Here is a 25,262-nt window from a genome sequence, read left to right on the forward strand (position 1 = left end):
TCGTTCAGCCAACGGGTCCGGGTACCCAATAGTCGCCGACAAGCGGCATGACTCTTACGTCGCGAATGACGCCGATCTCCATGCTCGGATCGAAATGACGCATCGTCCGCTCATTGAGATCGATGATGCGGCCAGGCATGAGCGGGCCGACATCGTTTATCTTGACGATGACCTTCTTGCCGACAGCCTCAACGAGGGCGTATTTCGGCCTCTCGCCAAATTGCACGCCACCAAATTTTTCACGCAGACTCGTTTTGATGGCAGCCGTCCAGGCAGAGGGATCATAGCGCTCGCCGGAGGCCGTTTCCGGGCCACCTTCCCGCGTTCCGGGCTGGAATGGATTGTACGTGGATGCCGCGCCAACGAGCGCATCGCCACAAGCCTGATCGACGACGGCACTTGAATGAACTGTCGCGTCTTGACCTCGAGCGGCGGCAGCAAAAACAGCAAACGTGACTACAGCGCCGCAAATCGCGGCGCTCGCGCGGAAGGACATCGTAACTCCTCGATTGATTTTCTGACGTGCGGCTCCAGATGCCGCAAAAGAAATGGCCGACCGAACGCGGAGGCGTTAACGAGCCCGTGCCAATTTCTTGCGGGTTCGCGCCGACGTTGGCTACGGAACCGTTGTCGGGACCAGAGCGGTCCTCGCACAGTGTTTTGGTTCTCGTGGTCTAAGACAAAGATTGGGTCGGCAAGATGGCTACGGAGAGTCGGATAGATGTCCCACTCAGGGTCAAAGCCGACATCACCACAGGTGCCGCACCACGCCTGGTGTCAGCGTCGCAAAGGCTGAATACTGTTATCGGCGTTGAAGAAACTCGACAGCACGTTGGTAACGTTCTGCCGATTGGTGCACACACCCTGGTCTTCAACGATGCCCGAAATGCTGGAGCGCGAGCAGCAGGATCACGGCGAGTGCGAGAGCGATCGTCGTGCTCTTCCAGAACAACAGCGGATTGCGCTCGATCAGCGGCGTCGATGACGTCTTGAGATAGTTGGCGTTGGGGTGGCGCAAATCGAACAGGAACTCCGACAGGCTGTCGTAGCGCTTGGCGGGATTGGGATGCACCGCCCGCTCCAGCGTCCTGTCGATCCATTCCGGGATGTCGCGGCTGCCGTGCGCCGCCGGGGCATAGACCAGCTTGCCGAACTGCGAGCGCGTTCGCGCGCGCGCGATCTGCGCGCCGTAGGGCAGTTTTCCCGTCAGCATCTGATAGGTGATGACGCCGAGCGAGAACAGGTCGGAGCGCGACGTTGCCTGCTCGCCGAGGAAATATTCCGGCGCGGTGTATTGCTGCGTGCCCAGGATGTCGCGGTTGCCAGGCGCCGCCGCCTCGACGACGCCGGTGATTTTCGTCGAACCGAAGTCGATGATCTTCACCGTGCCGGTGGCGTCGATCATGATGTTGTCGGGCCTGATGTCCTGGTGCAGCATCTCCTTGCGGTGGAAGGCCCGCAGGCCCTTGGCGATCTGCTCGACGATGCCGCGCACCGTTTCCAGGCCCGGCTTCGGATTGTCGATCATCCACTGGGTCAGCGTCTGGCCGTCGATGAATTCGGTGACGACGTAGAGGAAGTTGCGCTTGCGCTGCGGCGGACAGGGTTTCAGCACATGCGGGCTGTCGATCCGCCGCGCCACCCACTCCTCCATCATGAAGCGCTTCAGATAGGCCGGATCGTCGCGCAGGTCGATCGACGGGATCTTGATGGTGACCACCGCGTCGGTCTCGATATCGACGGCGAGATAAATGTGACTTCGGCTGGAGCCGTGCAACTCGCGGACGATGCGGTAACCGTCGAACACCGCCCGCGCCTCCAACAGCGGCGGCGGCGGCAATTCGTGCGGCTGGCCGAACACCTCGCGGGCGGCGGCGTCCGGCAACTCGTCGACGCGTACGATCTGGACGGTGAGATTGTCCTTGCTGCCGAGCTCGTAGGCCAGTTCGACGATAGCCTTGGCGGCCTGGTCCAGATCGGCGGCGCCATCCTTGACCACCCGAGCGATCAGGCGGTCGCCGACATGCTCGTAGATGCCGTCGGTCACCAGCACGAAGGTGTCGCCCTGCTCGACCCTAGACATCAGGTAGTCGATTTCGATCTGGGAATTCACCCCCAGCGCGCGGCCGAGATAGCTCTGCTCCGACGAAATCACGACGCGGTGGTCGTTGGTGAGCTGTTCCAGCGTCGTGCCGGAAACGCGGTAGATACGGGAATCGCCGACGTGAAACAGATGCGCCGTGTTCGACCTGATGACGAGCGCGCTCAGTGTGCAGACGTAGCCGCGATCCTTGTCGTAGGAATACTGGCTGCGCCGCGTCTGCGAGTGCAGCCAGGAATTGGTCGCCTCCAGCACGCGCTGCGCCGAGGTCCGCACCGACCAGGATTCCGACGTGCAGTAATAGTCGGTCAGGAATCCCTTGACCGCCGACTCGGCGGCGATCCGGCTGACATTGCTGCTGGAGATCCCGTCCGCCAGCACGATGGCGATGCCCTTCAGGCTGAGCAGCGGCTCGTCCGGAATCAGAACGCCGTGAAAATCCTGATTGGTCTCCTTGCGACCTTTGTCAGAATGTTGCCCGACCGATATTTTCAGTTCACGCGGCATCATGGAGGCCTGACGGAGAGGACCTCAACTAGACGGTTGAGGTCCCCTCAAGTCAATCGCCGATCAGGCCGGGATACGTTTCGGCTGCGTCAGGACGTGGGTGGTGTAGAGGGTCAATCCGGTGAAGGCGAGGCCGCCGACCAGGTTGCCGAGCACGGTCGGAATCTCGTTCCAGATGAAGTAGTCCAGGATCGAGAACTTCGCATGGAGCATCAGGCCCGACGGGAACAGGAACATGTTCACGACGGAATGCTCGAACACCATGTAGAAGAACACCAGGATCGGCATCCACATCGCGATCACCTTGCCAGGGACCGTCGTGGAAATCATCGCGCCGACGACGCCGGTGGAGACCATCCAGTTGCACAGCATGCCGCGGATGAACAGCGTTGCCATGCCGGCCGCGCCATGCGCGGCATAGCCCAGCGTTCGACCCTCGCCGATGTTTCCGATTGCCGCGCCGACCTTGTCGGGCTCCTGTGTGAAGCCGAACGTCGTCACGAAGGCCATCATGAAAGCCACCGTAAGGGCGCCTGCAAAGTTGCCGATGAACACAAGGCCCCAATTTCGCAAAACGCCGCCGAGCGTGACGCCCGGGCGCTTGTCGAGCAGCGCGAGCGGCGACAGCACGAACACGCCCGTCAAGAGATCGAAGCCCAGGAGATAGAGCATGCAGAATCCGACCGGAAACAACAGTGCTCCGATGACCGGCTGGCCCGTGTTCACGTTGATCGTCACGGAAAACCACGCCGCCAGCGCCAGGATGGCACCGGCCATATAGGCGCGGATGATGGTGTCGCGTGTCGACATGAAGATTTTGGATTCTCCGGCATCGACCATCTTGGTGACGAATTCCGAAGGCGCGAGATAGGCCATTCCAGTTCCCCTTGTGTGGCAGAAAGCATTGAAGAGGCGCCGGCCATTCACGAAAGGCCGCGCCGATGTAAAAAGCTACGCCGTCCTCGCGCGAGAGCCGGAAGTGGCGCCATCGGCGGAAGCAAGAAGCATCCGCAGGAGCACCGCTGGCGACACGCTCACGCCCGATCAGAAACAGAGATGCACAAGCTTTATTGAGTCGCCCCGACGACTGCTCCAGACGCCTCGGCGAGGTCGCCCGATCCCTGCACTTGGCCAACGCTGGCCTCGGCAATCCAAACGGCAGTCGTCATTGACTGAGAACCATTTAAGCAATCGATGTGCCAACCCTGGATTCGGGCTAAGGCACTAAAATGCCGAGCTTTTCAGGAAGTGATGACGCTGCCCCAACTGCAGCGGAGCGAAGACGTGCCTGCTATTTGTGCAGATGCACAGATGTTGGCGTGTGCGGCAAAGGCCTAAGCAACGCGCCGTCGGCGCCGTCCGTGAGAGCCATATCAGCGCGCGCGGCTCACTTTGTCTGTGTGCGGATTGGCGTGTCCTTTAGGCCGTTGTTGTCATAGGCCTTGCGCAGCGTGCCGTTGGAAATCGCGTCGGTCAGAAACCTGGCCGCGAACGCCAGCGACTGCGGATGATTGGGCGGTACCGCCACCGCCGTCACGGTCTGCTTGAAGGTCTCGTCCAGCACGCGCGTGCCTGGAATCTTTTTCGCCATCGCATTGAGCTGGTCGCGCGACAGCGCGAATGCATCGATCTCGCCCTTGCTAAGCAGGCCGAAGATTTCGTCATAGGTCTGGTAGCCCGTGACCTTGGCGTTCTTCAGATGCGCGATCGCGCCGCGCATGGTGGTGGTGTTGTTGACCGCGGCGACCTTGACGCCGGGCTGGTCGAGGCTCCCAAAATTCGTCACCGTCGAGTTCGGCTTGACGATGTAGGTTGCGTCGGCAACCTCGTAGATCGGCCCGAACGACATCTTGCCTTCGCGCTCCGGGTCCTTCGGCAGGAAGGTGACGTCCCAGGTCTTGTTCGACGCGGAGTCGGTGATCTGCCCGGAGTTGTTGTGCACGACATATTCGACGGGAACGCCGAGCTGCGCCGCCATTTCCTTGCCGAGGTCGACCGGTACGCCGGCATAGCCGCCGGATTCGGTCCTGGTCGACCAGAACGCCCCGCCGGCCGGGCTGATCGCGATCGCGACCCGCAGCTTGCCGGTCGGCGCGATCTCGTCTTTCAGGCCATCGGCGCTCGCCGGCATCGTCGTCATCGCAGCAATTCCCAGAATGAGGCCGGCTATCGCCGGCAAGGATGGATTGAACAAGGATGGATTGAACATCGGGTAGTCCTCCCCCGGGGCCCGTTGTCGATGCCGGGCCTTCAGCGTTTTACCCACGCAGAGAATAATCAGCGCTTCTTCTTGGCCGGTGCGGCGCCTTTTTTAGCGGCGGCGGCCGGGGCCGCCGGCTTCGGCTCCACGACATCCGGCTTCCCGAACGCGATGATCTGGGCCCGGGCATTGACCGGCGCAGCCGGCTTATTGGCATCCTGCAACTGCTCTTCGCCGAGGCCGAGCGCCACAAGGCGCTTGCCGGAAATCTTGAAGGTCGAAACCAGCACGTCCCGAATCGAGTCCGCGCGCCGCTGGCTCAATGTCAGGTTGGCATCGCGGCGGCCGCCCGACTCGGTGTGATCGACAATCAGGAACTTGAAGGGCTGCAACTTCGGATCGGAGAGCGCATCGGCAAGACTGCCGATCATGCCATAGGATCCCGGCCGGATCAGCGACGAGTCCGGATCGAACTGGATATCGAAGCGTACCTGCGTCAGCTTCGTCAGCTGGGGCGCGATGAGTGGCCGCTTGACCTGCTGCGCATCGGCCTTGGCCTTGATCCGGTCGACGGCCTGCTGCTTCAAGGCGGCGACGTCGACGTCAGGCGCGGTATCGTCGGCCGCGGTCAGCTTGTCGATGATCTCGGCGGCCGGTATCGCCGTCTGGGCGCGGCCGACAACCGGAACGGCGAAGATGGCCAACACGCCCAGCAACAGACCGATCGTGCGCAATCTCATTCCCGAACCCATCAGCGATACCCCGCCGCTGCTATCGCCTTGTTGCAGTTTCCGGTCGCTTTCTTGGTCGAGTCGAGCAGGCATTGCAGGCCCTTGGCCGGATCGGTTCGGACCTCGCTGCACAGATGGTTCATTTCCCAATTGCACAGCTTCATGAGGGTGGTGCGCGCGGTAATGCGCTGCTGGATCGCCGAGAAGGCGCGCGGGTAGTCGGCCTGGCATTTTGCGGACACCACGTCCTGATTGCGGTACAGGCATTCCTTAAGCCGGGTAGGGTCAAAATTGACGCCGCGACAATTGTCGTCGATGTCCTTGGCGCAACTCGCCCCGACCAGGCTGGCGGCCTCTTCGAACTTCAACGCCTGCGCCGACGCCAGCGAAGGCGCACACACCGCAAGGACGAACAAGGCAATCCGGATTCGGTTCATGCCCTCACCTCACACAAGGAGGGGGGCGATGGTCAAGGTGCATCTTCCGATTGGACCGGACACAGCCATATTGCGTCGCAACATGTCACCGCCCTGTCACATCCGAGGACCTGGCAAGCCTCGCGCGCGCCCTCAGGGCGCGGTCCGCGCTGCCGGCACCTTGATCTCCTGCGGCAAAATGACAGCGGCCACGATCACCAGCAGGCACAGCGCACCAAACGCCTGCAGCATGGTGACGAAGCCGCCCCGCTCGTACAGCCAGGCGACGAGGCCGACGGATGCGCCCGCCGCGGTAAAGCCGATGAAGTAGCGCACCGAGTAAGCTCTGCTGCGCCATTCCTCGCTGGTATATTTGCCGACCATGGCGTCGTTGACGGTGACCTGCCCGAACGCGCCCATCACGATGCCGATCGAAGCGATGATCAGCGGCAAATTCGACAGCGTCGCCGCAAAATACAGGAACGGCGCCAACATGAACGACAGCGGCAGCATCACGGTCTTCAGCGAGTAGTGGTCGATCAGTTTGCCGATGGTGTATTGCGTCATCGCGCCGAACACGTAAACGCCAGCCGCGATCAAACCGAGCAGCGCCGGGCTCTTGGTGACGTCGGCGAGCCGCTCCGCGAACAGTTTCGGCAGCGCCACGGTGACCGCGTTGAAGGTGGTGGAGATCGCGATCACGACGATCAGGAGCGCCAGGATCACCCGCCACATGTCCTGCTTGGCGACCCGCGCTTGCGCCGCGGCCTGCTTGAAGCCGGAACGATCCTCGTGAACCACCATCTGCGCGAAGGCGATGCCGATCAGGATGGTGACCATGCCGGGGACGATAAAGGCCCAGCGCCAGCCGAGATATTGCCCGACCACGCCGGTGACCAGCGCCGACGACGCCACGCCGAGATTGCCCCAGACCCCGTTCAGCCCCATCTCGCGGCCGAGCTTGTCGGCATAGGACACGATCATGGCGGTGCCTACCGGGTGATAGATCGAGGCGAACAGGCCGATCGACAGCAGGGCCGCGCCGAGCTGCAGCGCCGTCTGCACGAAGCCGACCGCGATCATCGAGGCGCCGATGCCGGCAAAGAAGATCACCATCATGTGGCGGCGGCTCCAGCGGTCGCCGAGCCAGCCGGTGATCAGCGAGCCGGCGCCGAAGGCGATAAAGCCCGGGGTGGCGTATGGCAGCAGTTCCGAATAGGCCATGCCGAGCGCCGGGCCCATCACGATAACCGCGGCGGCAAAGATCAGCATCGCGTAGTGGTCGATGAAATGGGCCGCATTGACGAAGCCGATCACCCGGCTGGGGCTGTTCATGGTCGATTCCTTTGGCGAATCCTCTGGTCCCGCAATCTTCTGAAATAGGTTATACGGAGTTGTCCTGACGGGATGTCGCCAATGAATATCGCCGAAAAGCCAATTGCCGCCATACTCGGGCGCCGCATCTCGACCGGCGACGGCATCCACATGATCGCCAACACCTATGCAAAGGGCGTCCGGCTCGACACCCATATGCACCGCGAGGCGCAACTGGTCTATGCCGCCCGCGGCACCATGCAGGTAACGACGCCGAAAGGCCGCTGGCTGGTGCCGCCGGATCGCGCGGTCTGGGTCCCGGCGCTGCTGCCGCATGCCATCGACGTGCTGGCCGATATCGAGATGCGGACGCTGTATTTCGACCTGGCGTGGCTGAGGCGCGAGGAGCGCAGCGCCAGCCTGGAGGCGGAATTCGTGGTGCGGGTATCGCCGCTGCTGCATCAGGCGATCCTGGCGCTGTTCGACGACCACACGACACCCGAACGTACCGCCCTCCTCGTCAAGCTCGCCATGCTGGAATTACATCAGGCCGAGGATTCCGCGACCTTCATTCCGCTGCCGCATGAGCCGCGCTGCCGCCGCGCCGCCGACATCGTGCTGGCGGACCCGACCGGCGACCACGAGATCGAGACGCTGGCGCGCGCGGTCGGCACCTCGGCGCGGACGCTGTCGCGGCTGTTCGCGGCCGAGACCCAACTGAGCTTCAAGAGCTGGTGCCAGCGCGCCCGCATCGCCGCCGCCATCGAAAAACTCTCGACCGACGTCAATGTTTCGGTCAAGCAACTCGCCTCCGACCTCGGTTATGCCAGCGTGCCGGCATTTTCCCATGCCTTCCGGCAAGTTACCGGCAAAACGCCGACGGCGTTTGCGGACAAGGCGTGAGGCCATAACGTTGCCGTCATTACCCGCGAAAGTGGGTAATCCAGTATTCCGGAGGCCATCGTGCGTGGTCGCGAGGCTGCGGCGTATTGGATGCCCCGCATAGGCGGGGCATGACAACCGGTTGCGCTTGATTGTGATCGGCAACGCCCTAAATCCCGTATAGGTTTTACGGGAATCCCCGCAGGATCAGACCGCCACATGGCCAACGCCTTTTTCTCCGATCTTCTCTCGACGATTTCCGAGCGCGGCCGCACGCTGCTCCGGCGCGGCGGCTCTTCCGACGCGAGGCAGGACGCCTCCGAGTTGCTGGCGCTGTGCGAGGCGCTGCTGTCGGGCAGAGGTGAGGCTTCCGGCATTGCCATCGCGCGCGATGTGTTCGACGGTTACCGGGAGCTCGACGCCGCCGGCCGGCAGTCGTTCTTCGCCGCCCTCGCCCGCGACTTCGGCCCGGATCGCGAAAAGCTGTCGCAGGCGATCGAGAGCTGGCGCGCGCAGCCGAGCGACGACGATGCCAGCGATCTGCATTTCGCGTCCGAACCGCGGCGCCAGGAACTGATCCGCCGGCTCAACCGTGCGCCGGGCGGCACCAGCGAACTGGTTTCGATGCGCGCCGACCTGCTTTCGCTGATGAAGGGCAACAAGGACCTGGCGGCGCTCGACCGCGACGTCGTGCATCTGCTGTCGTCGTGGTTCAACAGGGGATTTCTCGTGCTGCGCAGAATAGATTGGTCGACGCCGGCGAATATTCTGGAACAGATCATCCGCTACGAGGCGGTGCACGAAATCCGCGACTGGAACGACCTGCGCCGCCGTATCGATCCGATCGACCGGCGCTGCTACGCCTTTTTCCACCCGCAGCTTTCGGACGAGCCGCTGATCTTCGTCGAAGTCGCGCTGACCGAGGCGATCCCGACCGCAATCGCGCCATTGCTGGCGGCCGAGCGGCCGCTGGTGCCGGTCGAGCGTGCTCGCACCGCCGTGTTCTATTCGATCTCCAACACCCAGAAGGGTCTTGGCGGCATTTCCTTCGGCAGCTTCCTGATCAAGCAGGTGGCCGAGGAATTGCGGCGCGAATTGCCCAAGCTCGATACCTTCATCACGCTGTCGCCGGTGCCGGGCTTCATGAACTGGCTGAAGCAGGCCGAGGACGTTCCGGTCAGCGACGAGGAACGGACGCTGCTGGAAAACCTCGACAAGTCAAACTGGTTCGAGGATGCGGAACTGACCGCGCAACTACGCGCCGTGCTGGAGCCGCTGGCGGCGCATTATTTCCTGAAAGCGCGCACGGCGAAGGGCCGGCTGATCGATTCGGTAGCGCGCTTCCATATCGGCAACGGCGCCCGGCTGGAGCGGATCGACTGGCTCGGCGATCTCTCGCCCAAGGGCCTGCGCGAATCGGCCGGGATCATGGTCAATTATCTCTACCGGCTCGACGATATCGAAAAGAACCACGAGGCCTACGCCAACCAGGGCGAGATTGCGGCTTCGAGCGCGGTGAAGAAGCTGCTCAAGACCGAAGGTCGAAGGCTGCTGGATATGCGGCTGTCGTAGGGTCAAGCCAACTCTCTCGTCATTCCGGGATGGTCCGAAGGACCAGACCCGGAATCTCGAGATTCTCCGATGTGCAAGTGCACATCGTAGTTCGATGCTGCGCATCGCCCCGGAATGACAGCGAGACCCTTACCCGCGCCTCGCCCCGCCTCACGCCGCCAGCGCCTTCATCTCCTTGTAGAGATCGGATTTTCCCTCGAAGCCGATGCCTGGCAGATCCGGCATGGTGATGTGGCCGTTCTCGACACGCACGCCGTCGGGGAAACCGCCGTACGGCTGGAACAGGTCGGGATAGCTCTCATTGCCGCCGAGTCCGAGGCCTGCCGCGATATTGAGCGACATCTGGTGGCCGCCATGCGGAATGCAGCGGCTCGCCGACCAGCCGTGGGTCTTCAACATGGCGAGCGTGCGTTGATACTCGCACAGCCCATAGGACAGCGCGCAGTCGAACTGCAGCCAGTCGCGATCCGGCCGCATGCCGCCGTAGCGGATGAGATTGCGGGCATCCTGATGGCTGAAGAGATTTTCGCCGGTCGCCATCGGGCCCGGATAGAAATCTGCCAATGCCGCCTGCAGCGCGAAGTCGAGGGGATCACCGACCTCTTCGTACCAGAACAACGGATATTCCCGCAGCATTTTTGCGTAGGCGATCCCGGTCTCCAGGTCGAAGCGGCCGTTGGCGTCGACGGCAAGCTGCGCCTGGCTGCCGATCTCCTTCAGCACCGCCTCGATGCGCGCGCGGTCTTCCGCGATCGGCGCGCCGCCGATCTTCATCTTCACGACATTGTAGCCGCGATCGAGATAGCCGCGCATCTCGCCGCGCAGCGCCGACAGATCTTTGCCCGGATAGTAATAGCCGCCGGCGGCGTAGACGAACACGCGTGGGTTGGCGTTCAGGCCGTGGCGTTCGGCGAGCAAACGGAACAGCGGCTTGCCCGCGATCTTCGCCACCGCGTCCCACACCGCCATGTCGATGGTGCCGACCGCGACCGAGCGCTCGCCATGGCCGCCCGGCTTCTCGTTCGACATCAGGGTCGCCCAGACCTTGTCCGGGTCGAGATTGCCGCCGCTTGAGTCGAGCAGCGTCTTCGGATCGGCCTCCTTCAGCCGCGGCGCAAACCGCTCGCGGATCAGGCCGCCCTGCCCGTAGCGTCCGTTCGAATTGAAGCCGTAGCCGACCACCCGCTTGCCGTCGCGCACGACGTCGGTGACCACGGCGACCAGGCTGGTCGTCATCTTGGTGAAGTCGATATAGGCGTTACGGATCGGCGAGGAGATCGGCTTTGTAATCTCGCAGACGTCGACGATACGGACGGACATGGTGTGTGGCTTTCATTGTCCCCGTCATAGCGAGCGAAGCGAAGCAATCCATCCATCCGCAAAGAAAGCATGGATTGCTTCCGCCTTCGCCCGGTGAGCTACGGCGGACAGGTCGTCGCTTCGCTCCCTTGCATAAACGCTTCGCGTTTGTCGCAGGCAATGACGGTGGAGAGATCGGGACTTCAGCTCGACGCCTTGTCGCGGAAATACGGTTCGACCGGACCGTGCACCTTGATGGTCAGCGGGTTGCCGTGACGGTCCTTGGCATTGCCCGCGGTGACGCGCACCCAGCCCTCGCTGATGCAATATTCCTCGACATTGGTCTTTTCGACGCCCTTGAAGCGAATGCCGACGTCGCGCGCCAGGATTTCTTCGTTGTAGTAGGGGCTGCTCGGATTGACCGAGAGACGGTCGGGGAATTGGTCGCTCATGGTTTTGCTCGCTTCGTTCACAGGTGCGCCTCGATTTCTTTTCGTATTGCTTCGGGCGTTGCGGTCGGCGCGTAGCGCCCGACCACCTTGCCGGACCGATCGACCAGGAATTTGGTGAAGTTCCACTTGATCGAGGAGCCGAGCAGGCCCGATTTCTCTCTTCGAAGATATTGATACAGCGGATGCGCGCGCGACCCGTTGACGTCGATCTTGGCGAACATCGGAAACGTCACGTGATATTTGGTTTCGCAGAACTGTTCGATCTGGCTGGCATCGCCCGGTTCCTGCGCGCCGAACTGGTTGCAGGGAAAACCGAGCACCGAAAAGCCGCGCGGCCCGAGTTCCTGCTGAAGCGCCTGCAGGCCCTTGTATTGCGGCGTGAAACCGCAGGCGCTGGCGGTATTGACGATCAGGAGCACCTGCCCCTCGAACCGCCTGAGCGGGACGTCCTCGCCCGCGAGCGACTGCGCCGTAAAGTCATAAATGCCTGGCATCGTGTTCTCTTTGTTGACTGGCCGGTTGTCAGACGGCCGGATCGATTGCCGCCGACGGCGTACCGCCGGCCTCGATCGCCTCGCCCGCCGCGAGGCAGAGATCCTCGCGAAAGCGGCCGGAGACGATTTGAACGCCGACAGGAATCCGTCCCACCAGCCCGGTCGACACCGTTAACCCGGGCAGGCCCATCAGGGGAATGCCGATTTGCGGCATTTGAGCGTGCCAGACCCGGGCAAAGGACGCCTCGTCCTTGCGATCGAGTTGATCGGGAAACGGCAGTTCGCCGGACACCGGCATCAGCAGCACGGGGTATTTCTCGAAGAACGCCAGCCATTCGCGCGTCAGCGTCAAGCGCCGCGTCAGCGTCTTCGACAGATCGAACGGAAACACCTTTGGCCGGTTGCCGCGCAGGCAGGCCAGCGCGCCGGGATCGCCCTCCCGCTCGGCCGCCTCCAGTTGTGCTTCATAGCCGTCGCCGAGCCACAGTTTGGTATTAAGCTCGGCCGCCTCGCGCAGCGGCGGCGTGTCGGTGATTTCTTCCACGATCCATCCGGCGCGCTCGAGGCGCTTGCCGGCATCCGCGACCGCGGCTCTCACTTCCGGAACGGGATCGAGGCCGTCGGGGTTGAGGCACATCGCGGCGCGCTTCGGCATCGGCGCGCCCAGCAAGGGCGCCGGCACCCACCAGGGATCGCGCGCGTCCATCGCCGACATCGCCGCCAGTGCAATCCGGAGATCGACAATGGTGCGCGCCAGCGGACCCGACACCGCGCAGAGCTGCGGACCGATGCTGCGTTCAGGCAATGCGGCGTTGAAGGCCGGGATGCGGCCGAGCGTCGGCCGCAAGCCGTGCACGCCGCAGGCATAGGCCGGATAACGGATCGATCCGGCAATATCGGTGCCGTGGGCGATATGACCGATGCCCGCGGCGACTGCGGACGCGGCGCCACCCGACGAGCCGCCCGGCGTGATGCCGGGATCGCGCGGATTTTTGGTGTCGCCATGGATGAGATTGGTGGTGAACCAGCGATAGGAAAACGCCGGGCAGTTGGTGCGGCCGAGGATGACCGCGCCGGATTTTCGCAGATTGTCGATCACCGGGCTGTTGCTCCTGGCGATGGCGTCGCGCTGCAGCTTCAGCCCGTTGGTGGTGGCAAAGCCTTGCTGGTCGATATTGACCTTCACCGTGACGGGAACCCCGGCCAGCGGCCCGACATCCTCGCCCCGCCCGATTGCGGCATCGATGGCGGAAGCCTGCGCCAATACTTCCGCCGGTCTGTGGTCGACGACGGCGTTGAGTTTTGGATTGACCGCATCGAGCCTCGCCAGAGCTGCCTGTGCCGCCTCCTTGGCCGAGACTTTCTTAGACTTGATCAAGGCGGCCAGATCAGTGGCCGACAGACGCCAGATATCCTGCATGTAAAACCCCGTTTGACGGCCTTCTTGTAGCGCCGACGGGAGGGCAGCGCCAGCCGGGCCCTTCTCGCTCGCGCCCCGCGCAAGCGCGGGGCCAAAGCGAGGTTTCAACGCACGCGCGCGATGTAATAAGCGAGATCGGCGATCTGCTCCTTGGTGATCGGCCCCATGACGTCGGCCATGGTGCCGTCATAGCCGTGACGGCTGTTGTCCTTGTATTCGCCAAGCGTCTTGGCGAGGTAATCCTCGCGCTGGCTGGCGATCCGCGGCACGTTGTCGTTGCCGGAGAAATCCGGCCTGTGGCAGTTGTTGCAGAGATAATGCTGCGCCAGCGCCTGGCCGCGCTGCATCCGCGCCGGATCGCCGGCGTTGGCCGGAGGCGCCGGCTTCGGTATTTTCGCGATGAAATCGGAAAAATTGCGGAGATCGTCGTCGGTCAGTGTCTTCGCCACGTCGTTCATCGGCTCGAAGGTGCGCAGCTTCTCGCGAAACATGAAGAGCTGGATCAGCGCATAGGGCGCCTGCTGGCCGCCAAGCGAGGGCGTATTTTCGGTCTCGGACTGCCCCTTTTCGCCGTGACAACCCTGGCAGGTCACGAAGCGCTCCTGCAGCGTTTCGGCGCTGGCCGAAGCTGCGATCAAGGCAAATGCCAGCGCCGCTATTGTTGTTATTCGCATCGGCCTGTTCCCGCCGTTTTCGTCATTGCGAGGAGCAAAGCGACGAAGCAATCCATTCTTCCTTTGTGCGGTAAGATGGATTGCTTCGCTTCGCTCGCAATGACGGACTTGATATTTACTGCGTGGCTACCTTCGGCTTGCCGTAGGTGATGCGGTAAACGGCGCCGTTCCAGTCGTCGGAGACCAGTATCGAGCCGTCCTTCAGTTGCTGCACGTCGACCGGGCGACCGACATACTTGTTGTCTTCGAGGAAGCCGGTGATGAACGGCTCCATCGACTTCATGGTACCGTCCTTGTTCAGCTTGACGACGACGACGTCGCCCCCTTGCTTTTTCGATTTATTCCACGAGCCGTGGCGCGCGATGATGATCGCGTTCTTGTAGGCCTTCGGGAACATGTTGCCGGTATAGAACCGCATGCCGAGCGACGCCGTGTGCGGACCCAGCAGGCCGACCGGCGCAGTGTAGTCCTTGCAGTCCTTGCCCCAGCCGAGCTCCTGGTCGATGATGTTGCCCTGCAGGCAGTAGGGCGCGCCGAAATGCTCGCCGGCCTTGGTGACGCGGTTGAGTTCGTCCTCCGGCACCGTCTCCGACAGCCAGTCGCGGCCGTTGTCGGTGAAGTACATCTGCTTGTTCTCGGGATTCCAGTCGAAGCCGACCGTGTTGCGCACGCCGCGCACATAAACCTCGGCCCCCGTGCCATCCAGGTTCATCCGGCGGATCTGGCCGTGGTCTTCGTCATGCAGCACAACGTTGCCGGGCTGTCCGACCGGAACATAGAGCTTGTTGTCCGGACCGATGGCGATGAACTTCCAGCCATGGGCTTCGTCCTTTGGCAGCTTGTCGTAGATCATCACCGGCTTCGGCGGGCTGTCCAGGTTGTCCTCGACCTTGTCGATCTTGGAGACCTTCGACAGTTCGGCGATGTAGAGCGTGCCGTTCTTGAACGCGACGCCGTTCGGACGATAGAGGCCCGAGGCAATCACCTTCACCGAGCGCTTGCCGTCCTTGTTCTCGATGCCATAAACCTTGTCGACGAGCCGGCTGCCGACGAATACCGTGCCCTTGTCGCCAACGGCGAGCGAGCGCGCATTGGCCATGCCCGCGGCATAGACCTCGATGTTGAAGCCGGGCGGCAGCTTGAGCTTCGCAGTCGGCAGCTTGTCCGGTGCAGCCGGAAGCGGCGGCGGCGCCACCGGCGCGAGCTTGGCGGCAGCCTCGTTGTCCGGCCGGCCGAGCAGCGGCGAGCCCGGCGGCAATGGGGCGGGCGCGGCCGCCGGCGCGGCACCGGCCGCGGGTGCGGCGGGCTGCTGGGCGACAGCATTGAGCGTGAGTGCACCGAAGAAAGCACCGGCCAGCAAGAGGCTGCGCGATGCCGACGAATAGCTCTTCATTGAGGTTCTCCCTTGGCGGAAGCCGTTTTCCTCGCGCAGGCAGTCACGGTGCCGGCGCCGGTGGCTTTCCCGAACCGCAGTCTCCGACATTTGTCCGTACATTTGCAATCGGAAACATGCTCGCAAAGCAAGGTGACGCGGCCGGAATCGACCAAGGCGCACGGTGTAGCGCAAAACGACTTCGCGCGACGTCAATGCTTGGTGGTCGGACCGTCCGGGCCATCGAGCAGAATCGCTTCCGAGAACGGAAACTCCAGCACGATCTCGCCTTCGTCGTCGGTCACCTCGATGATGGCGTTCAACAACGCGCCATCGGCGCCCTCGGTCCGCAGCAGCTCCCGAATCATGGCGCGCGCCATTTCCCAGGCGCGGTCGGGATCCCCAAGCATTTCACCATCGGGATCGGAAATCAGCTCATCGCCGATACGGGTATTGAAAAAATAGCGTGGCATCGGCGCAAACCTGGCTCCATCGGCAACCACGCAACCGGAGGCCACCATTGTCACAAGTTCTTTATCGGGAGCCGGTAGCGCCCCGTCTTGGCAAATCGTTCTGCAAAATCGTCATTCGCGACGGTGCGAACAACCGCGAAACGCTTGATCCCACGCCGTTTTGAGCCGGAACGGCGCACAATGGCGTGAGTACATTTCGCAGCGCAGCATAAACACGCCCAGGTTTCACGCAAAAGATTTAACTGGCGAACTTTCTGATCCGCAGTACTTTATCTCCGAGGGCGGAGTTCGTCCGATATCAAAAGGAGCGCCAAATGGCCTGGAAGACACCGAAAATCGTCGAAGTGTCGGTCGGCATGGAAATCAATATGTATATGTGCGCGACCCGCAAGTAAGCAGCGCGTCACTTCCAATCTCACGCAGGTGGACCTCCGGGCCGGACATCTTCCCGATTGTGGAACTATGTCCTGAGCCGGTGTCCACTTTGTTGCGTTTGTAACCAAGCTTACGTTTGTGCAGCATCAGGATCTGTAACGGCAGATCTTGGTTTCCCGGGAGACGGATCATGCTTCGGGTCGTCGTCCTGGGCGCCGCGGCAGGTGGCGGCGTTCCGCAGTGGAATTGCGGATGTCCGGTGTGCCGGATGGCGCGAACCGAACATCCCGAATTGCAGAGCACCCAGGCCTCGATCGCTGTCAGCGCCGACGGCGCGCACTGGTTTCTGGTCAACGCCTCGCCGGACCTGCGCCAGCAACTAACCGCGACGCCGCAGCTTCACCCCAGGGCCGGACAGCTTCGCCACAGCCCGATCGCGGGCGTCATCCTGACCAACGGCGAGATCGACGCGATCACCGGGCTGTTGTCGATGCGCGAGGGCTCGCCCTTTACGCTCTATGCGCATGAACGGGTGCTTGCGATTCTGAAATCCAACAGCATCTTTAATGTATTGAACGACAAGAACGTCCGCCGCCAGGGAATCGAGGTGGACAAGGCATTCGAACCCTCCCTGCCCGACGGTTCAGCGTCCGGCATCGAGATTCTTCCCTTCGAGGTTCCCGGCAAGGGCGCCTGGTATCTCGAAGGCAAGGCGCATCCGGCTGGCAGTGACGGCGCGGGCGATACGCTCGGGCTTCGGATTCTGGACAAGACAAGCGCCAAGTACTTCTATTTCCTCGCCGCCTGCGCCCGGGTGACCGACGACCTCAAATCGAGGCTGGCCGGGGCAGCGCTGGTCTTCTTCGACGGCACCGTGTGGCGCGACGACGAATTGATCGTGGCGGGACTGGGCAACAAGACGGGACTGGGCATGGGCCATATCGCGATGTCGGGCGATCACGGCGCGATCGAAAGCCTCGCCGGCCTCGACATCGGCCGGAGGATGTTTTTGCATATCAACAATTCCAACCCGGCCTTGCTGCACGGCTCGGACGAGCGCAACGCCGCAGAACAGGCGGGCTGGCACATCCCCGCCGACGGAATGGAGATCACGCTGTGAACGTCGCGACACCCGGAATGACCGCACCTGGAATGACGGCGCTGTCGATCGGCAAAGGCATCACGCTCAACAGTGCCGAAGAGCTGGAAGCGATGCTCCGCCGCATCGGCGCGACGCGCTATCACAATCTGCATCCGTTCCACCGGCTGCTGCACGGCGGCAAGCTCAACCAGGGCCAGGTGCAGGCCTGGGCGCTGAACCGTTATTACTACCAGAGCACGATCCCGCTAAAGGACGCGGTGGTGATCTCGCGGTTCCGCGACCGCGCCACCCGCATCGAGTGGCGGCACCGGATCGAGGACCACGACGGCGATCCCGGCAATGAAGGCGGCATCGATCGCTGGCTCAAGCTGACCGAGGGGCTCGGTCTCGACAGCGCCTATGTGGAATCGACCGAAGGCATCCTGCCCGCGACGCGGTTTGCGGTGGAAGCCTATGTGCATTTCTGCCGCGACAAGACGCCGCTCGAGGCCATCGCCTCGTCCCTCACCGAACTGTTCGCGCCGAACCTGCACGAAGAACGCATCTCCGGCATGCTGCAGCACTACGATTTCGTCAATCCTGACATCATGAGCTATTTCAGCCGCCGCCTGACCCAGGCCCCGCGCGACGCCAATTTCGCGCTGGACTACGTCAAGACCCATGCCACGACGCCCAGGGAGCGCGAGGCGGTCTGCAATGCGCTGATCTTCAAGACCAATGTACTATGGGTTCAGCTCGACGCGCTGTATCATGCCTATGTCGAGGGCCACATTCCGCCCGGCGCGTTCGTGCCAAAAGGGACATGACAGAGATGACCAGCCGCAACATCAGCGTCAGCGAGGCGAGCCGGCCGAAATTGCCGCGGCACGCCAGGCTGAAATTCGATGAGACGCGGCAGGTCTGGGTGATCCTGGCGCCGGAGCGGGTGCTGGCGCCCGACGAAATTGCGGTTGAGGTGCTGCAGCTCTGCGATGGCGCTCGCAGCGTGTCCGACATGGTCGATCAGCTCGCCGCGAAATACGCGGCGCCGCGCGAGGCGATCGCCACCGATGTCGTCGCCATGTTGCAGGACCTCGCCGACAAGGGTTTCCTCACCGAAGCGCGTGAGAAGACGTCATGAATGACCTGATCGCCGACGGCAAGACAGCGGCCGCGCCCCATGACGGGCTTGCGATCCTGGAATCGCGCCGTTCGACCGCCGAGACCTTCGGCATTCCGCTGGCGGTGCTCGCCGAACTGACGCACCGCTGCCCGCTGCAGTGCCCCTATTGCTCCAATCCAGTGGAACTCGACCGTGGCAGCAGCGAGCTGACGACGGACGAGTGGAAGAAGGTCCTCACGGAGCTTGCCGAAATCGGCGTGTTGCAGATTCATTTTTCAGGCGGCGAGCCGACCGCGCGCAAGGATATCGTCGAACTGGTGCAGCACGCGACCGATGTCGGGCTCTACAGCAACCTGATTACGTCGGCGGTGTTGCTGACCAGGGAAAAGCTGGCCGCGCTGGCCGATGCCGGGTTGTGCCACGTGCAGATCAGCTTTCAGGGCAATGAGCCTGTGCTCGCCGACCGCGTCGCCGGTCTGAAGAACGCGCACGAGAAGAAGATCGAGGCCGCGAAATGGACGCGTGAGCTCGAACTGCCGCTGACGGTCAATGCGGTCATGCACCGGCAGAACCTGCATCAAGTGTCCGACATCATCCAGATGGCGGTCGATCTCGACGCCGATCGTCTGGAAGTGGCCAATGTCCAGTATTACGGCTGGGCCCTGAAGAACCGCGCCGCGCTGATGCCGACGCTGGAACAGATCGAGGAAACCAGCCGCATCGTCGAGGAAGCAGCCGTGCGGCTGAAGGGCACCCTCGCGATCGATTATGTCGTGCCGGATTACTACGCGCTGCGGCCGAAGAAGTGCATGGGCGGCTGGGGCCGGCAATTCTTCAACATCTCGCCATCCGGCAAAGTGTTGCCGTGCCATGCCGCCGAGTCGATCACCGGGCTCGAATTCGAATCGGTGCGATCCAATCATTCGATCGCCTGGATCTGGCAGAATTCCGAGGCCTTCAACCGCTATCGCGGCACCGGCTGGATGCCCGAGCCGTGCCAGAGCTGCGAATTCAAGGAGATCGATTTCGGTGGCTGCCGCTGCCAGGCCTTTGCGCTGACCGGCGACGCCGGCAATACCGATCCGTCCTGCACGCTATCGCCAATGCATGAGCAGATATTCAGAGCTGCCCAGTCCGAGGCCGCCGCCGACCACAACCGCTTCCTCTATCGCAATTTCGCCGGCGGCACGCTGGAGACGGAAGGCGAGCATGGCGCCTGACGCCGACGCCAGAAAATCCGCGCAACGTGCCGATCCGTTTGCGCCGCTGACCTCGGAACATTTGCCCGTCGGCGATGGGCACGAGATTTATGTCGAAAGCGTCGGCCGCGCCAGTGGTATCCCCGCGGTCTACCTGCATGGCGGGCCTGGCAGCGGCTGCCAGCCCGATCACCGCCGCCTGTTCGATCCCGAACGCTTCCATGCGGTGCTGTTCGACCAGCGCGGCGCTGGCCGCAGCCGCCCCAAAGCCAGCCGCGACGCCAACACGCTGCAACATTTGATCGCGGACATGGAGATGATCCGCGAAAAGTTCGGCATTGAACGCTGGATGGTGGTCGGCGGCTCCTGGGGCGCGACCCTGGCGCTGGCCTATGCGCAGGCCCATCCCGAGCGCGTCAGCGGCATCGTGCTACGCGCGACCTTCCTCGGCACCATAGCGGAAATCGAGAACGGCTTTCTCAACGTATTGCCGCGCTTCTATCCCGGCCTTTATGACGACTTCCTGAGCGTGTTGCCGCCGGAACAGCGCGCACGTCCGATCGAAGCCTATTTCCGCCGCATCCTCGATGCTGATCCGGCCGTGCACGGTCCCGCGGCGCGGGCCTGGGGACAGACCGAGGGAATTCTTTCCGAGCACACGCCCAGCCGTAGCCGGCTCGAACTGCCGGCGCTCGTTTCCTCGCGCGCTTTGCCTGCGACGCCGTTCATGGAAGCGCATTATTTCGCCAATAACAGCTTCATGCAACCGGACCAGTTGATCAATGAGGCCGGCAAGCTCATCGGCATTCCCGGCATCATCGTGCAGGGCCGCTATGATCTGCTGTGTCCGCCCGCAACCTCGCATGCGCTGGGCGCGGTATGGCGCGAGGCCGAAATCCGCGTCGTCGAAGGCGCCGGTCACACGCTGTACGACCCCGGCGTCCGCGACGCCGTGATGAAGTCGATTGCGGACATGGCTTCCAGGACTACGCGATAGGGGAATTTAGAGATGCCTATAGCCGGAAAAGGCATGTTGCTGACGTCGATGAATGTCGATGCTGCTGATGAGGCCGAGTTCAATCGCTGGTACGACCGCGAACACCTCGAGGAGCGCGTTGCCATCCCCGGCTTCCTGGAGGCGCGGCGCTATGTCGCGCACGACGGCAATCCGAAATATCTCAGCCTCTACTCCACCGAAACCTTCGACGTGCTGGACAGCCCGGCCTACCGCACGGCGCTCGCCAACCAGACCGCGTGGTCGAAGGCCAACATCGCCCGCTTCAAGGACATGATCCGCGGCGTGGCGCGTATCACGATCAGCCGCGGCATCGGCCGGGGCGCCGCCCTCGGCATCATCCGCCTGCGCCCCGCCGCCGGCGGCGAAGACAAACTGCGCGCGGCGCTGCGGGAACACCTCGATCCCGCCATTCGCGACGGGATTATCTCGATGCACCTGCTGGAGAACGATCCGGCGCTGTCAAAGCCGCTCACCGACAATCCGTCTGCATCCGCCCCCGGCGCCGGCGACTGGTTCGTGCTGATCGATGCCACCGATGTGAACGCGATCCCGGCAGTGATGGCCGGGTTCGCCGCATTCAAGCCTCAGACGATATCGAGCGGCATCTACCGGCTGATGTGGGATGTGACGAAGAGCGATTTGGGAAGCTAAATTCGCACGCAACACCATGCAGCGCAACATGTGCACTGCATCATTACCGTTCACGTATGCGGCAGCGATCGAAAGCTGAAGATCGCGCAAAATTGCCTTTGTGCCGGCTCTGGAATGGCTCTAATAATGACCCCAATAAGATAAGCCTATGATCCAATTCAAAAACCACAAGAACGCCATCTAAGCGTTCGCAGGCAAAATAAGGCCGCGTTTCAATCGTTGGCGCGGATAAGGTAGGAATGAAACCGACTGACATCTCGGCGCCGGACTACTTTCACAAAGTGGTCGATTGCCAATGGGCCTGCCCCGCTCACACGCCAGTTCCCGAATACATCCGGTTGATTGCAGAGGGGCGTTATAGCGACGCCTATATGATCAACTGGAAATCGAATGTGTTTCCCGGAATTCTGGGACGCACCTGCGATCGTCCGTGCGAACCCGCCTGCCGCCGTGGCCGCGTCGAGGAAACGCCGGTTGCGATCTGCCGGCTGAAGCGCGTCGCCGCCGACTTCAAGGACGACGTCAATCATCGCATGCCGAAGCCGCAGGCGAAGAACGGTAAGCGCATCGCGCTGGTCGGCGGTGGTCCCGCCTCGCTCACGGTCGCCCGCGACCTCGCGCCGCTCGGTTATCACTGCACCGTGTTCGACGCCGATCCCAAGGCCGGCGGCATGATGCGCAGCCAGATTCCGAAATTCCGGCTGCCGGATTCCGTCATCGACGAGGAGACCGATTACGTTCTCAACCTCGGCGTCGAGTTCAAGGGTGGCCATCGCATCGACAGCCTGAAAAAGCTGCTGGCTGAAAATTACGACGCCATCTTCGTCGGCTCCGGCGCCCCGCGCGGCCGCGAGCTCGAGATTCCCGGCCGCAAGGAAGCCGCCGCCAACATCTATGTCGGCATCGAATGGCTGGCCTCGGTGTCGTTCGGCCATGTCGAGAAGATCGGCAAGCGGGTCATCGTGCTCGGCGGCGGCAACACCGCGATGGATTGCTGCCGCACCGCGCGCCGCCTCGGCGGCGAACAGGTCAAGGTGGTCGTCCGTTCCGGCTTCGAGGAAATGAAGGCCTCGCCCTGGGAGAAGGAAGACGCTCTCCATGAGGACATTCCGATCCTCAACTACATGGTGCCGGTTGCCTTCACCCATGAGAACGGCAAGCTCACCGGCGTCACCTTCCAGAAGGTGAAGGCCGAATACGACGCCAAGGGCCGCCGCAACCTGGTGCCTTCGGGCGAACCGGACCAGACCATCCCCTGCGACGACGTGCTGGTCGCGGTCGGCCAGGAGAACGCCTTCCCCTGGATCGAGCGCGACTGCGGCATCGAATTCGACAAGTGGAACATGCCGCAGGTCGACCAGACGACCTTCGCCTCGACCAATCCGAAGGTGTTCTTCGGCGGCGACGCGGCGTTCGGCCCGAAGAACATCATCTGGGCGGTCGCGCACGGCCACGACGCCGCGCTGTCGATCCACAAGATGCTGTCCGGCGAGGACATCAAGGAGCGTCCGCTTCCCGAAGTGCATGTCTCGTCGCAGAAGATGGGCATCCACGAGTGGAGCTACGACAACGACGTCTCGGTCGACCATCGCTACAAGGTGCCGCATCGCGACAAGGTGATCGCGCTGAAAGACATCCGCACCGAGGTCGAACTCGGCTATGACGTCAAGTTGGCGCTGGGCGAGGCGCAACGCTGCCTGAACTGCGACATCCAGACGGTGTTCTCGGCGCCGGCCTGCATCGAATGCGACGCCTGCGTCGACATCTGCCCGATGGATTGCATCACCTTCACCGACAACGGCGAGGAAGACGATCTGCGGCAGCGGCTGAAGGCGCCCTCGCCGCACCACGACCAGGCGCTCTATGTCGCCGACGGCCTCAAGACCGGGCGTGTCATGATCAAGGACGAAGACGTCTGCCTGCATTGCGGGCTGTGCGCCGAACGTTGTCCCACCGGTGCCTGGGACATGCAGAAATACCTCATCGATATGACTCACGCGGGAACATCATGTCCGTCCAAAGCCCGATCAGCAGCGTAAACGATTTCGTCGTCCGGTTCGCCAACGTCAACGGCTCGGGGTCGGCGAGCGCCAACGAGCTGTTCGCGCGTTCGATCCTGCGCCACGGCGTGCCGGTTAGCCCACGCAACATCTTCCCCTCCAACATCCAGGGCCTTCCGACCTGGTACGAGGTGCGGGTGACCGAAGACGGCCACCTCGGCGCCCGCGGCGGCGTCGACATGATGGTGGCGATGAACCCGCAGACCTGGGACAAGGACGTCGCCTCGATCGAGCCCGGCGGCTACCTGTTCTACGATTCGACCAAGCCGATGCCGTCGTCGAAATTCCGCGCCGACATCACCGTGATCGGCGTGCCGCTGACCGCGATCACCAACTCGACCTACACCGATCCGCGCCAGCGCCAGCTGTTCAAGAACATCATCTATCTCGGCGCGCTCTGCGCGCTGCTCGACATGGACCCGAAGCTGACCGAGCAATTGTTCAGCGAGCAGTACAAGGGCAAGGAAAAGCTGCTCTCCTCCAACGTCCACGCGCTGGCACTCGGCCGCGACTGGGCGCTGCAGAACCTGAAATGCCCGATCGGGCTCCGGGTCAAGAAGGCCGACAAGGTCGGCGACCGCATTTTCATGGAAGGCAACAGCGCCGCGGCGCTCGGCGCCGTCTACGGGGGCGCCACCGTCTGCGCCTGGTATCCGATCACACCGTCGTCGTCGGTAGCGGAGGCCTTCACGAGCCACTGCAAGAAGCTGCGGCACGACCCTGAAACAGGCAAGGCGAAATACGCCATCGTTCAGGGCGAAGACGAACTGGCGTCGATCGGCATCGTGATCGGCGCCTCCTGGAACGGCGCGCGCGCCTTCACCGCGACCTCCGGTCCCGGCATCTCGCTGATGACGGAATTCATCGGGCTTTCCTACTTCGCGGAAATTCCGGCCGTGATCATGAACATTCAGCGCGCCGGTCCTTCGACCGGCATGCCGACACGGACCCAGCAATGCGACATCATAGCCTGCGCCTACGCGTCGCACGGCGACACCAAGCATGTCCTGCTGTTCCCGGAAGATCCCGCCGAGGCGTTCGAATTCGCCGCGCAGTCGTTCGACCTCGCCGAACGGCTGCAGACCATGATCTTCCTGATGCTCGACCTCGACATCGGCATGAATCACCGGCTGTGCCGTCCGCTGAAGTGGGACGACGCGCGGCAATACGACCGCGGCAAGGTGATGACGGCCGAGATGCTCGACGAACCCGGCCGCGACTTCGGCCGCTATCTCGACGTCGACGGCGACGGCATTCCCTACCGCACCTATCCGGGCACGCATCCGACCAAGGGCTCGTTCTTCACCCGCGGCACCTCGCGCGACCGCTACGCACGCTATTCGGAAGAAGGCGCCGTCTACGCCGACAATATGCAGCGGCTGGTGCGCAAGTTCGAAACCGCGCAGGACATGGTGCCGCGGCCGTTGCAGGCCAACGCCGCCAAGCCGACCAAATACGGCGTGATCTATTTCGGCTCGACCTCACCGGCGATGGACGAAGCGATCGGGCTCCTGGAAGCGCGCGGGCACCAGCTCGATCGCATGCGCATCCGCGCCTTCCCGTTCCACTCCAGCGTGGCGAGCTTCATTGCCGACCACGATTTTGTTTACGTGGTCGAGCAGAACCGCGACGGCCAGTTGCGTTCGCTGATCGTCAACGAGAACGGCATCGATCCGGTGCGGCTGGTGCCGATCCTGCACTATGACGGCACGCCGATCACCGCGCGCTTCATCGCCAACGCCATCGGCGACCACCAGGACCACCTGAAGGTGACCCCTCTCCGCAAGGCCGTGTCATGACCTGCCCGGTGATCTTTCCGCCGTCATACCCGGCCTTGTGCCGGGCATC

25 protein-coding genes are annotated in these 25,262 nt (G+C 62.8%); 11 read left to right on the top strand and 14 right to left on the bottom strand.

The features are described 5' to 3' along the window. Window positions 1–4: 4 nt before the first annotated feature. The 7 genes from FFI89_RS26710 to FFI89_RS26740 form a co-directional block, all read right to left on the bottom strand. Entirely contained in the window at window positions 5–496 is a 492-nt protein-coding gene (locus FFI89_RS26710; protein WP_138830535.1) for a septal ring lytic transglycosylase RlpA family protein, read from the bottom strand. Window positions 497–871: 375 nt separating this feature from the next. Further along, complete coding sequence (locus FFI89_RS26715) at window positions 872–2,608, bottom strand: bifunctional protein-serine/threonine kinase/phosphatase (RefSeq protein ID WP_138835736.1); 1,737 nt, start codon at window positions 2,606–2,608, stop codon at window positions 872–874. Window positions 2,609–2,671: 63 nt separating this feature from the next. Beyond that, window positions 2,672–3,484, bottom strand: a complete 813-nt coding sequence (locus tag FFI89_RS26720) for a formate/nitrite transporter family protein (protein WP_138830536.1) — start codon at window positions 3,482–3,484, stop codon at window positions 2,672–2,674. A 511-nt stretch (window positions 3,485–3,995) separates the two neighbouring features. Next, window positions 3,996–4,748, bottom strand: coding sequence for a transporter substrate-binding domain-containing protein (locus FFI89_RS26725; RefSeq protein WP_246669538.1), 753 nt, complete (start codon window positions 4,746–4,748; stop codon window positions 3,996–3,998). A 137-nt stretch (window positions 4,749–4,885) separates the two neighbouring features. Next, on the bottom strand, window positions 4,886–5,548 hold the full coding sequence (locus FFI89_RS26730; protein ID WP_138830538.1) for an OmpA family protein: 663 nt from the start codon (window positions 5,546–5,548) through the stop codon (window positions 4,886–4,888). 11 nt (window positions 5,549–5,559) lie between these two features. Beyond that, complete coding sequence (locus FFI89_RS26735) at window positions 5,560–5,976, bottom strand: hypothetical protein (protein ID WP_138830539.1); 417 nt, start codon at window positions 5,974–5,976, stop codon at window positions 5,560–5,562. Between the two features lie 132 nt (window positions 5,977–6,108). Next, on the bottom strand, window positions 6,109–7,290 hold the full coding sequence (locus FFI89_RS26740) for an MFS transporter (protein ID WP_138830540.1): 1,182 nt from the start codon (window positions 7,288–7,290) through the stop codon (window positions 6,109–6,111). Between the two features lie 81 nt (window positions 7,291–7,371). Here FFI89_RS26740 and FFI89_RS26745 point away from each other — a divergent pair, with 81 nt between their 5' ends. Then, window positions 7,372–8,172 (top strand): helix-turn-helix domain-containing protein, encoded by an 801-nt coding sequence (locus tag FFI89_RS26745; RefSeq protein ID WP_246669262.1) that lies wholly within the window; start codon window positions 7,372–7,374, stop codon window positions 8,170–8,172. Window positions 8,173–8,370: 198 nt separating this feature from the next. After that, entirely contained in the window at window positions 8,371–9,723 is a 1,353-nt protein-coding gene (locus tag FFI89_RS26750; RefSeq protein WP_138830542.1) for a malonyl-CoA decarboxylase, read from the top strand. 150 nt (window positions 9,724–9,873) lie between these two features. Here the strand turns inward: FFI89_RS26750 and FFI89_RS26755 are convergent, their stop codons facing one another. The 7 genes from FFI89_RS26755 to FFI89_RS26785 form a co-directional block, all read right to left on the bottom strand. Further along, window positions 9,874–11,043 (bottom strand): mandelate racemase/muconate lactonizing enzyme family protein, encoded by a 1,170-nt coding sequence (locus FFI89_RS26755; protein WP_138830543.1) that lies wholly within the window; start codon window positions 11,041–11,043, stop codon window positions 9,874–9,876. Window positions 11,044–11,225: 182 nt separating this feature from the next. Next, the gene (locus FFI89_RS26760; protein ID WP_138830544.1) at window positions 11,226–11,474 is read right to left on the bottom strand and encodes a DUF3297 family protein; all 249 of its coding nucleotides are present in this window, start codon (window positions 11,472–11,474) and stop codon (window positions 11,226–11,228) included. A 17-nt stretch (window positions 11,475–11,491) separates the two neighbouring features. Then, window positions 11,492–11,968, bottom strand: a complete 477-nt coding sequence (locus FFI89_RS26765) for a glutathione peroxidase (RefSeq protein ID WP_138830545.1) — start codon at window positions 11,966–11,968, stop codon at window positions 11,492–11,494. Between the two features lie 28 nt (window positions 11,969–11,996). Then, window positions 11,997–13,388, bottom strand: a complete 1,392-nt coding sequence (locus tag FFI89_RS26770; RefSeq protein ID WP_138830546.1) for an amidase family protein — start codon at window positions 13,386–13,388, stop codon at window positions 11,997–11,999. Between the two features lie 104 nt (window positions 13,389–13,492). Then, complete coding sequence (locus FFI89_RS26775; protein WP_138830547.1) at window positions 13,493–14,062, bottom strand: c-type cytochrome; 570 nt, start codon at window positions 14,060–14,062, stop codon at window positions 13,493–13,495. 115 nt (window positions 14,063–14,177) lie between these two features. Then, window positions 14,178–15,455, bottom strand: a complete 1,278-nt coding sequence (locus tag FFI89_RS26780) for a sorbosone dehydrogenase family protein (protein ID WP_138830548.1) — start codon at window positions 15,453–15,455, stop codon at window positions 14,178–14,180. A gap of 191 nt (window positions 15,456–15,646) precedes the next feature. After that, window positions 15,647–15,907 (bottom strand): hypothetical protein, encoded by a 261-nt coding sequence (locus tag FFI89_RS26785; RefSeq protein ID WP_138830549.1) that lies wholly within the window; start codon window positions 15,905–15,907, stop codon window positions 15,647–15,649. Window positions 15,908–16,221: 314 nt separating this feature from the next. Between FFI89_RS26785 and pqqA the strand changes: the two genes are divergently transcribed. The 9 genes from pqqA to FFI89_RS26830 all read left to right on the top strand — a co-directional run bounded on the left by pqqA (window position 16,222) and on the right by FFI89_RS26830 (window position 25,213). Then, the gene (gene pqqA, locus FFI89_RS26790; RefSeq protein ID WP_138835738.1) at window positions 16,222–16,302 is read left to right on the top strand and encodes a pyrroloquinoline quinone precursor peptide PqqA; all 81 of its coding nucleotides are present in this window, start codon (window positions 16,222–16,224) and stop codon (window positions 16,300–16,302) included. A 170-nt stretch (window positions 16,303–16,472) separates the two neighbouring features. Further along, the gene (pqqB, locus tag FFI89_RS26795) at window positions 16,473–17,402 is read left to right on the top strand and encodes a pyrroloquinoline quinone biosynthesis protein PqqB (protein WP_138830550.1); all 930 of its coding nucleotides are present in this window, start codon (window positions 16,473–16,475) and stop codon (window positions 17,400–17,402) included. A 32-nt stretch (window positions 17,403–17,434) separates the two neighbouring features. Continuing rightward, entirely contained in the window at window positions 17,435–18,190 is a 756-nt protein-coding gene (gene pqqC, locus FFI89_RS26800) for a pyrroloquinoline-quinone synthase PqqC (protein WP_168213189.1), read from the top strand. Between the two features lie 5 nt (window positions 18,191–18,195). After that, on the top strand, window positions 18,196–18,504 hold the full coding sequence (gene pqqD / locus FFI89_RS26805; RefSeq protein ID WP_138835740.1) for a pyrroloquinoline quinone biosynthesis peptide chaperone PqqD: 309 nt from the start codon (window positions 18,196–18,198) through the stop codon (window positions 18,502–18,504). After that, the gene (pqqE, locus tag FFI89_RS26810; RefSeq protein ID WP_138830552.1) at window positions 18,501–19,706 is read left to right on the top strand and encodes a pyrroloquinoline quinone biosynthesis protein PqqE; all 1,206 of its coding nucleotides are present in this window, start codon (window positions 18,501–18,503) and stop codon (window positions 19,704–19,706) included. Before pqqD ends, pqqE begins: the two co-directional genes overlap by 4 nt. Continuing rightward, window positions 19,696–20,682 carry a prolyl aminopeptidase gene (gene pip, locus FFI89_RS26815; RefSeq protein ID WP_138830553.1) on the top strand — a complete coding sequence of 329 codons (987 nt, stop codon included), beginning with the start codon at window positions 19,696–19,698 and terminating at the stop codon, window positions 20,680–20,682. The genes pqqE and pip overlap by 11 nt, the downstream gene beginning before the upstream one ends. A 12-nt stretch (window positions 20,683–20,694) precedes the next feature. Next, complete coding sequence (locus FFI89_RS26820) at window positions 20,695–21,354, top strand: DUF4286 family protein (RefSeq protein WP_138830554.1); 660 nt, start codon at window positions 20,695–20,697, stop codon at window positions 21,352–21,354. Between the two features lie 239 nt (window positions 21,355–21,593). Continuing rightward, entirely contained in the window at window positions 21,594–23,393 is a 1,800-nt protein-coding gene (locus FFI89_RS26825) for an FAD-dependent oxidoreductase (protein ID WP_138830555.1), read from the top strand. After that, window positions 23,363–25,213, top strand: coding sequence for a 2-oxoacid:acceptor oxidoreductase subunit alpha (locus tag FFI89_RS26830; RefSeq protein WP_168213051.1), 1,851 nt, complete (start codon window positions 23,363–23,365; stop codon window positions 25,211–25,213). The genes FFI89_RS26825 and FFI89_RS26830 overlap by 31 nt, the downstream gene beginning before the upstream one ends. The last annotated feature ends 49 nt before the right edge of the window (window positions 25,214–25,262 follow it).

This window comes from Bradyrhizobium sp. KBS0727 (assembly GCF_005937885.2).
Classification (GTDB): domain Bacteria; phylum Pseudomonadota; class Alphaproteobacteria; order Rhizobiales; family Xanthobacteraceae; genus Bradyrhizobium.

What these genes read in the sequence shown, in the direction of transcription:
- FFI89_RS26765 (WP_138830545.1), bottom strand. Translation starts at nt 11,968, where the DNA reads ATGCCAGGCATTTATGACTTTACGGCGCAGTCGCTCGCGGGCGAGGAC.
- FFI89_RS26715 (WP_138835736.1), bottom strand. Translation starts at nt 2,608, where the DNA reads ATGCCGCGTGAACTGAAAATATCGGTCGGGCAACATTCTGACAAAGGT.
- pip (WP_138830553.1), top strand. Translation starts at nt 19,696, where the DNA reads ATGGCGCCTGACGCCGACGCCAGAAAATCCGCGCAACGTGCCGATCCG.
- FFI89_RS26745 (WP_246669262.1), top strand. Translation starts at nt 7,372, where the DNA reads ATGAATATCGCCGAAAAGCCAATTGCCGCCATACTCGGGCGCCGCATC.
- pqqC (WP_168213189.1), top strand. Translation starts at nt 17,435, where the DNA reads ATGACGGCGCTGTCGATCGGCAAAGGCATCACGCTCAACAGTGCCGAA.
- FFI89_RS26820 (WP_138830554.1), top strand. Translation starts at nt 20,695, where the DNA reads ATGCCTATAGCCGGAAAAGGCATGTTGCTGACGTCGATGAATGTCGAT.
- FFI89_RS26725 (WP_246669538.1), bottom strand. Translation starts at nt 4,748, where the DNA reads ATGACGACGATGCCGGCGAGCGCCGATGGCCTGAAAGACGAGATCGCG.
- FFI89_RS26760 (WP_138830544.1), bottom strand. Translation starts at nt 11,474, where the DNA reads ATGAGCGACCAATTCCCCGACCGTCTCTCGGTCAATCCGAGCAGCCCC.
- FFI89_RS26775 (WP_138830547.1), bottom strand. Translation starts at nt 14,062, where the DNA reads ATGCGAATAACAACAATAGCGGCGCTGGCATTTGCCTTGATCGCAGCT.
- FFI89_RS26750 (WP_138830542.1), top strand. Translation starts at nt 8,371, where the DNA reads ATGGCCAACGCCTTTTTCTCCGATCTTCTCTCGACGATTTCCGAGCGC.
- FFI89_RS26770 (WP_138830546.1), bottom strand. Translation starts at nt 13,388, where the DNA reads ATGCAGGATATCTGGCGTCTGTCGGCCACTGATCTGGCCGCCTTGATC.
- FFI89_RS26740 (WP_138830540.1), bottom strand. Translation starts at nt 7,290, where the DNA reads ATGAACAGCCCCAGCCGGGTGATCGGCTTCGTCAATGCGGCCCATTTC.
- pqqE (WP_138830552.1), top strand. Translation starts at nt 18,501, where the DNA reads ATGAATGACCTGATCGCCGACGGCAAGACAGCGGCCGCGCCCCATGAC.
- FFI89_RS26755 (WP_138830543.1), bottom strand. Translation starts at nt 11,043, where the DNA reads ATGTCCGTCCGTATCGTCGACGTCTGCGAGATTACAAAGCCGATCTCC.
- pqqB (WP_138830550.1), top strand. Translation starts at nt 16,473, where the DNA reads ATGCTTCGGGTCGTCGTCCTGGGCGCCGCGGCAGGTGGCGGCGTTCCG.
- FFI89_RS26720 (WP_138830536.1), bottom strand. Translation starts at nt 3,484, where the DNA reads ATGGCCTATCTCGCGCCTTCGGAATTCGTCACCAAGATGGTCGATGCC.
- FFI89_RS26830 (WP_168213051.1), top strand. Translation starts at nt 23,363, where the DNA reads ATGTCCGTCCAAAGCCCGATCAGCAGCGTAAACGATTTCGTCGTCCGG.
- FFI89_RS26710 (WP_138830535.1), bottom strand. Translation starts at nt 496, where the DNA reads ATGTCCTTCCGCGCGAGCGCCGCGATTTGCGGCGCTGTAGTCACGTTT.
- FFI89_RS26825 (WP_138830555.1), top strand. Translation starts at nt 21,594, where the DNA reads ATGAAACCGACTGACATCTCGGCGCCGGACTACTTTCACAAAGTGGTC.
- FFI89_RS26785 (WP_138830549.1), bottom strand. Translation starts at nt 15,907, where the DNA reads ATGCCACGCTATTTTTTCAATACCCGTATCGGCGATGAGCTGATTTCC.
- FFI89_RS26735 (WP_138830539.1), bottom strand. Translation starts at nt 5,976, where the DNA reads ATGAACCGAATCCGGATTGCCTTGTTCGTCCTTGCGGTGTGTGCGCCT.
- FFI89_RS26730 (WP_138830538.1), bottom strand. Translation starts at nt 5,548, where the DNA reads ATGAGATTGCGCACGATCGGTCTGTTGCTGGGCGTGTTGGCCATCTTC.
- FFI89_RS26780 (WP_138830548.1), bottom strand. Translation starts at nt 15,455, where the DNA reads ATGAAGAGCTATTCGTCGGCATCGCGCAGCCTCTTGCTGGCCGGTGCT.
- pqqA (WP_138835738.1), top strand. Translation starts at nt 16,222, where the DNA reads ATGGCCTGGAAGACACCGAAAATCGTCGAAGTGTCGGTCGGCATGGAA.
- pqqD (WP_138835740.1), top strand. Translation starts at nt 18,196, where the DNA reads ATGACCAGCCGCAACATCAGCGTCAGCGAGGCGAGCCGGCCGAAATTG.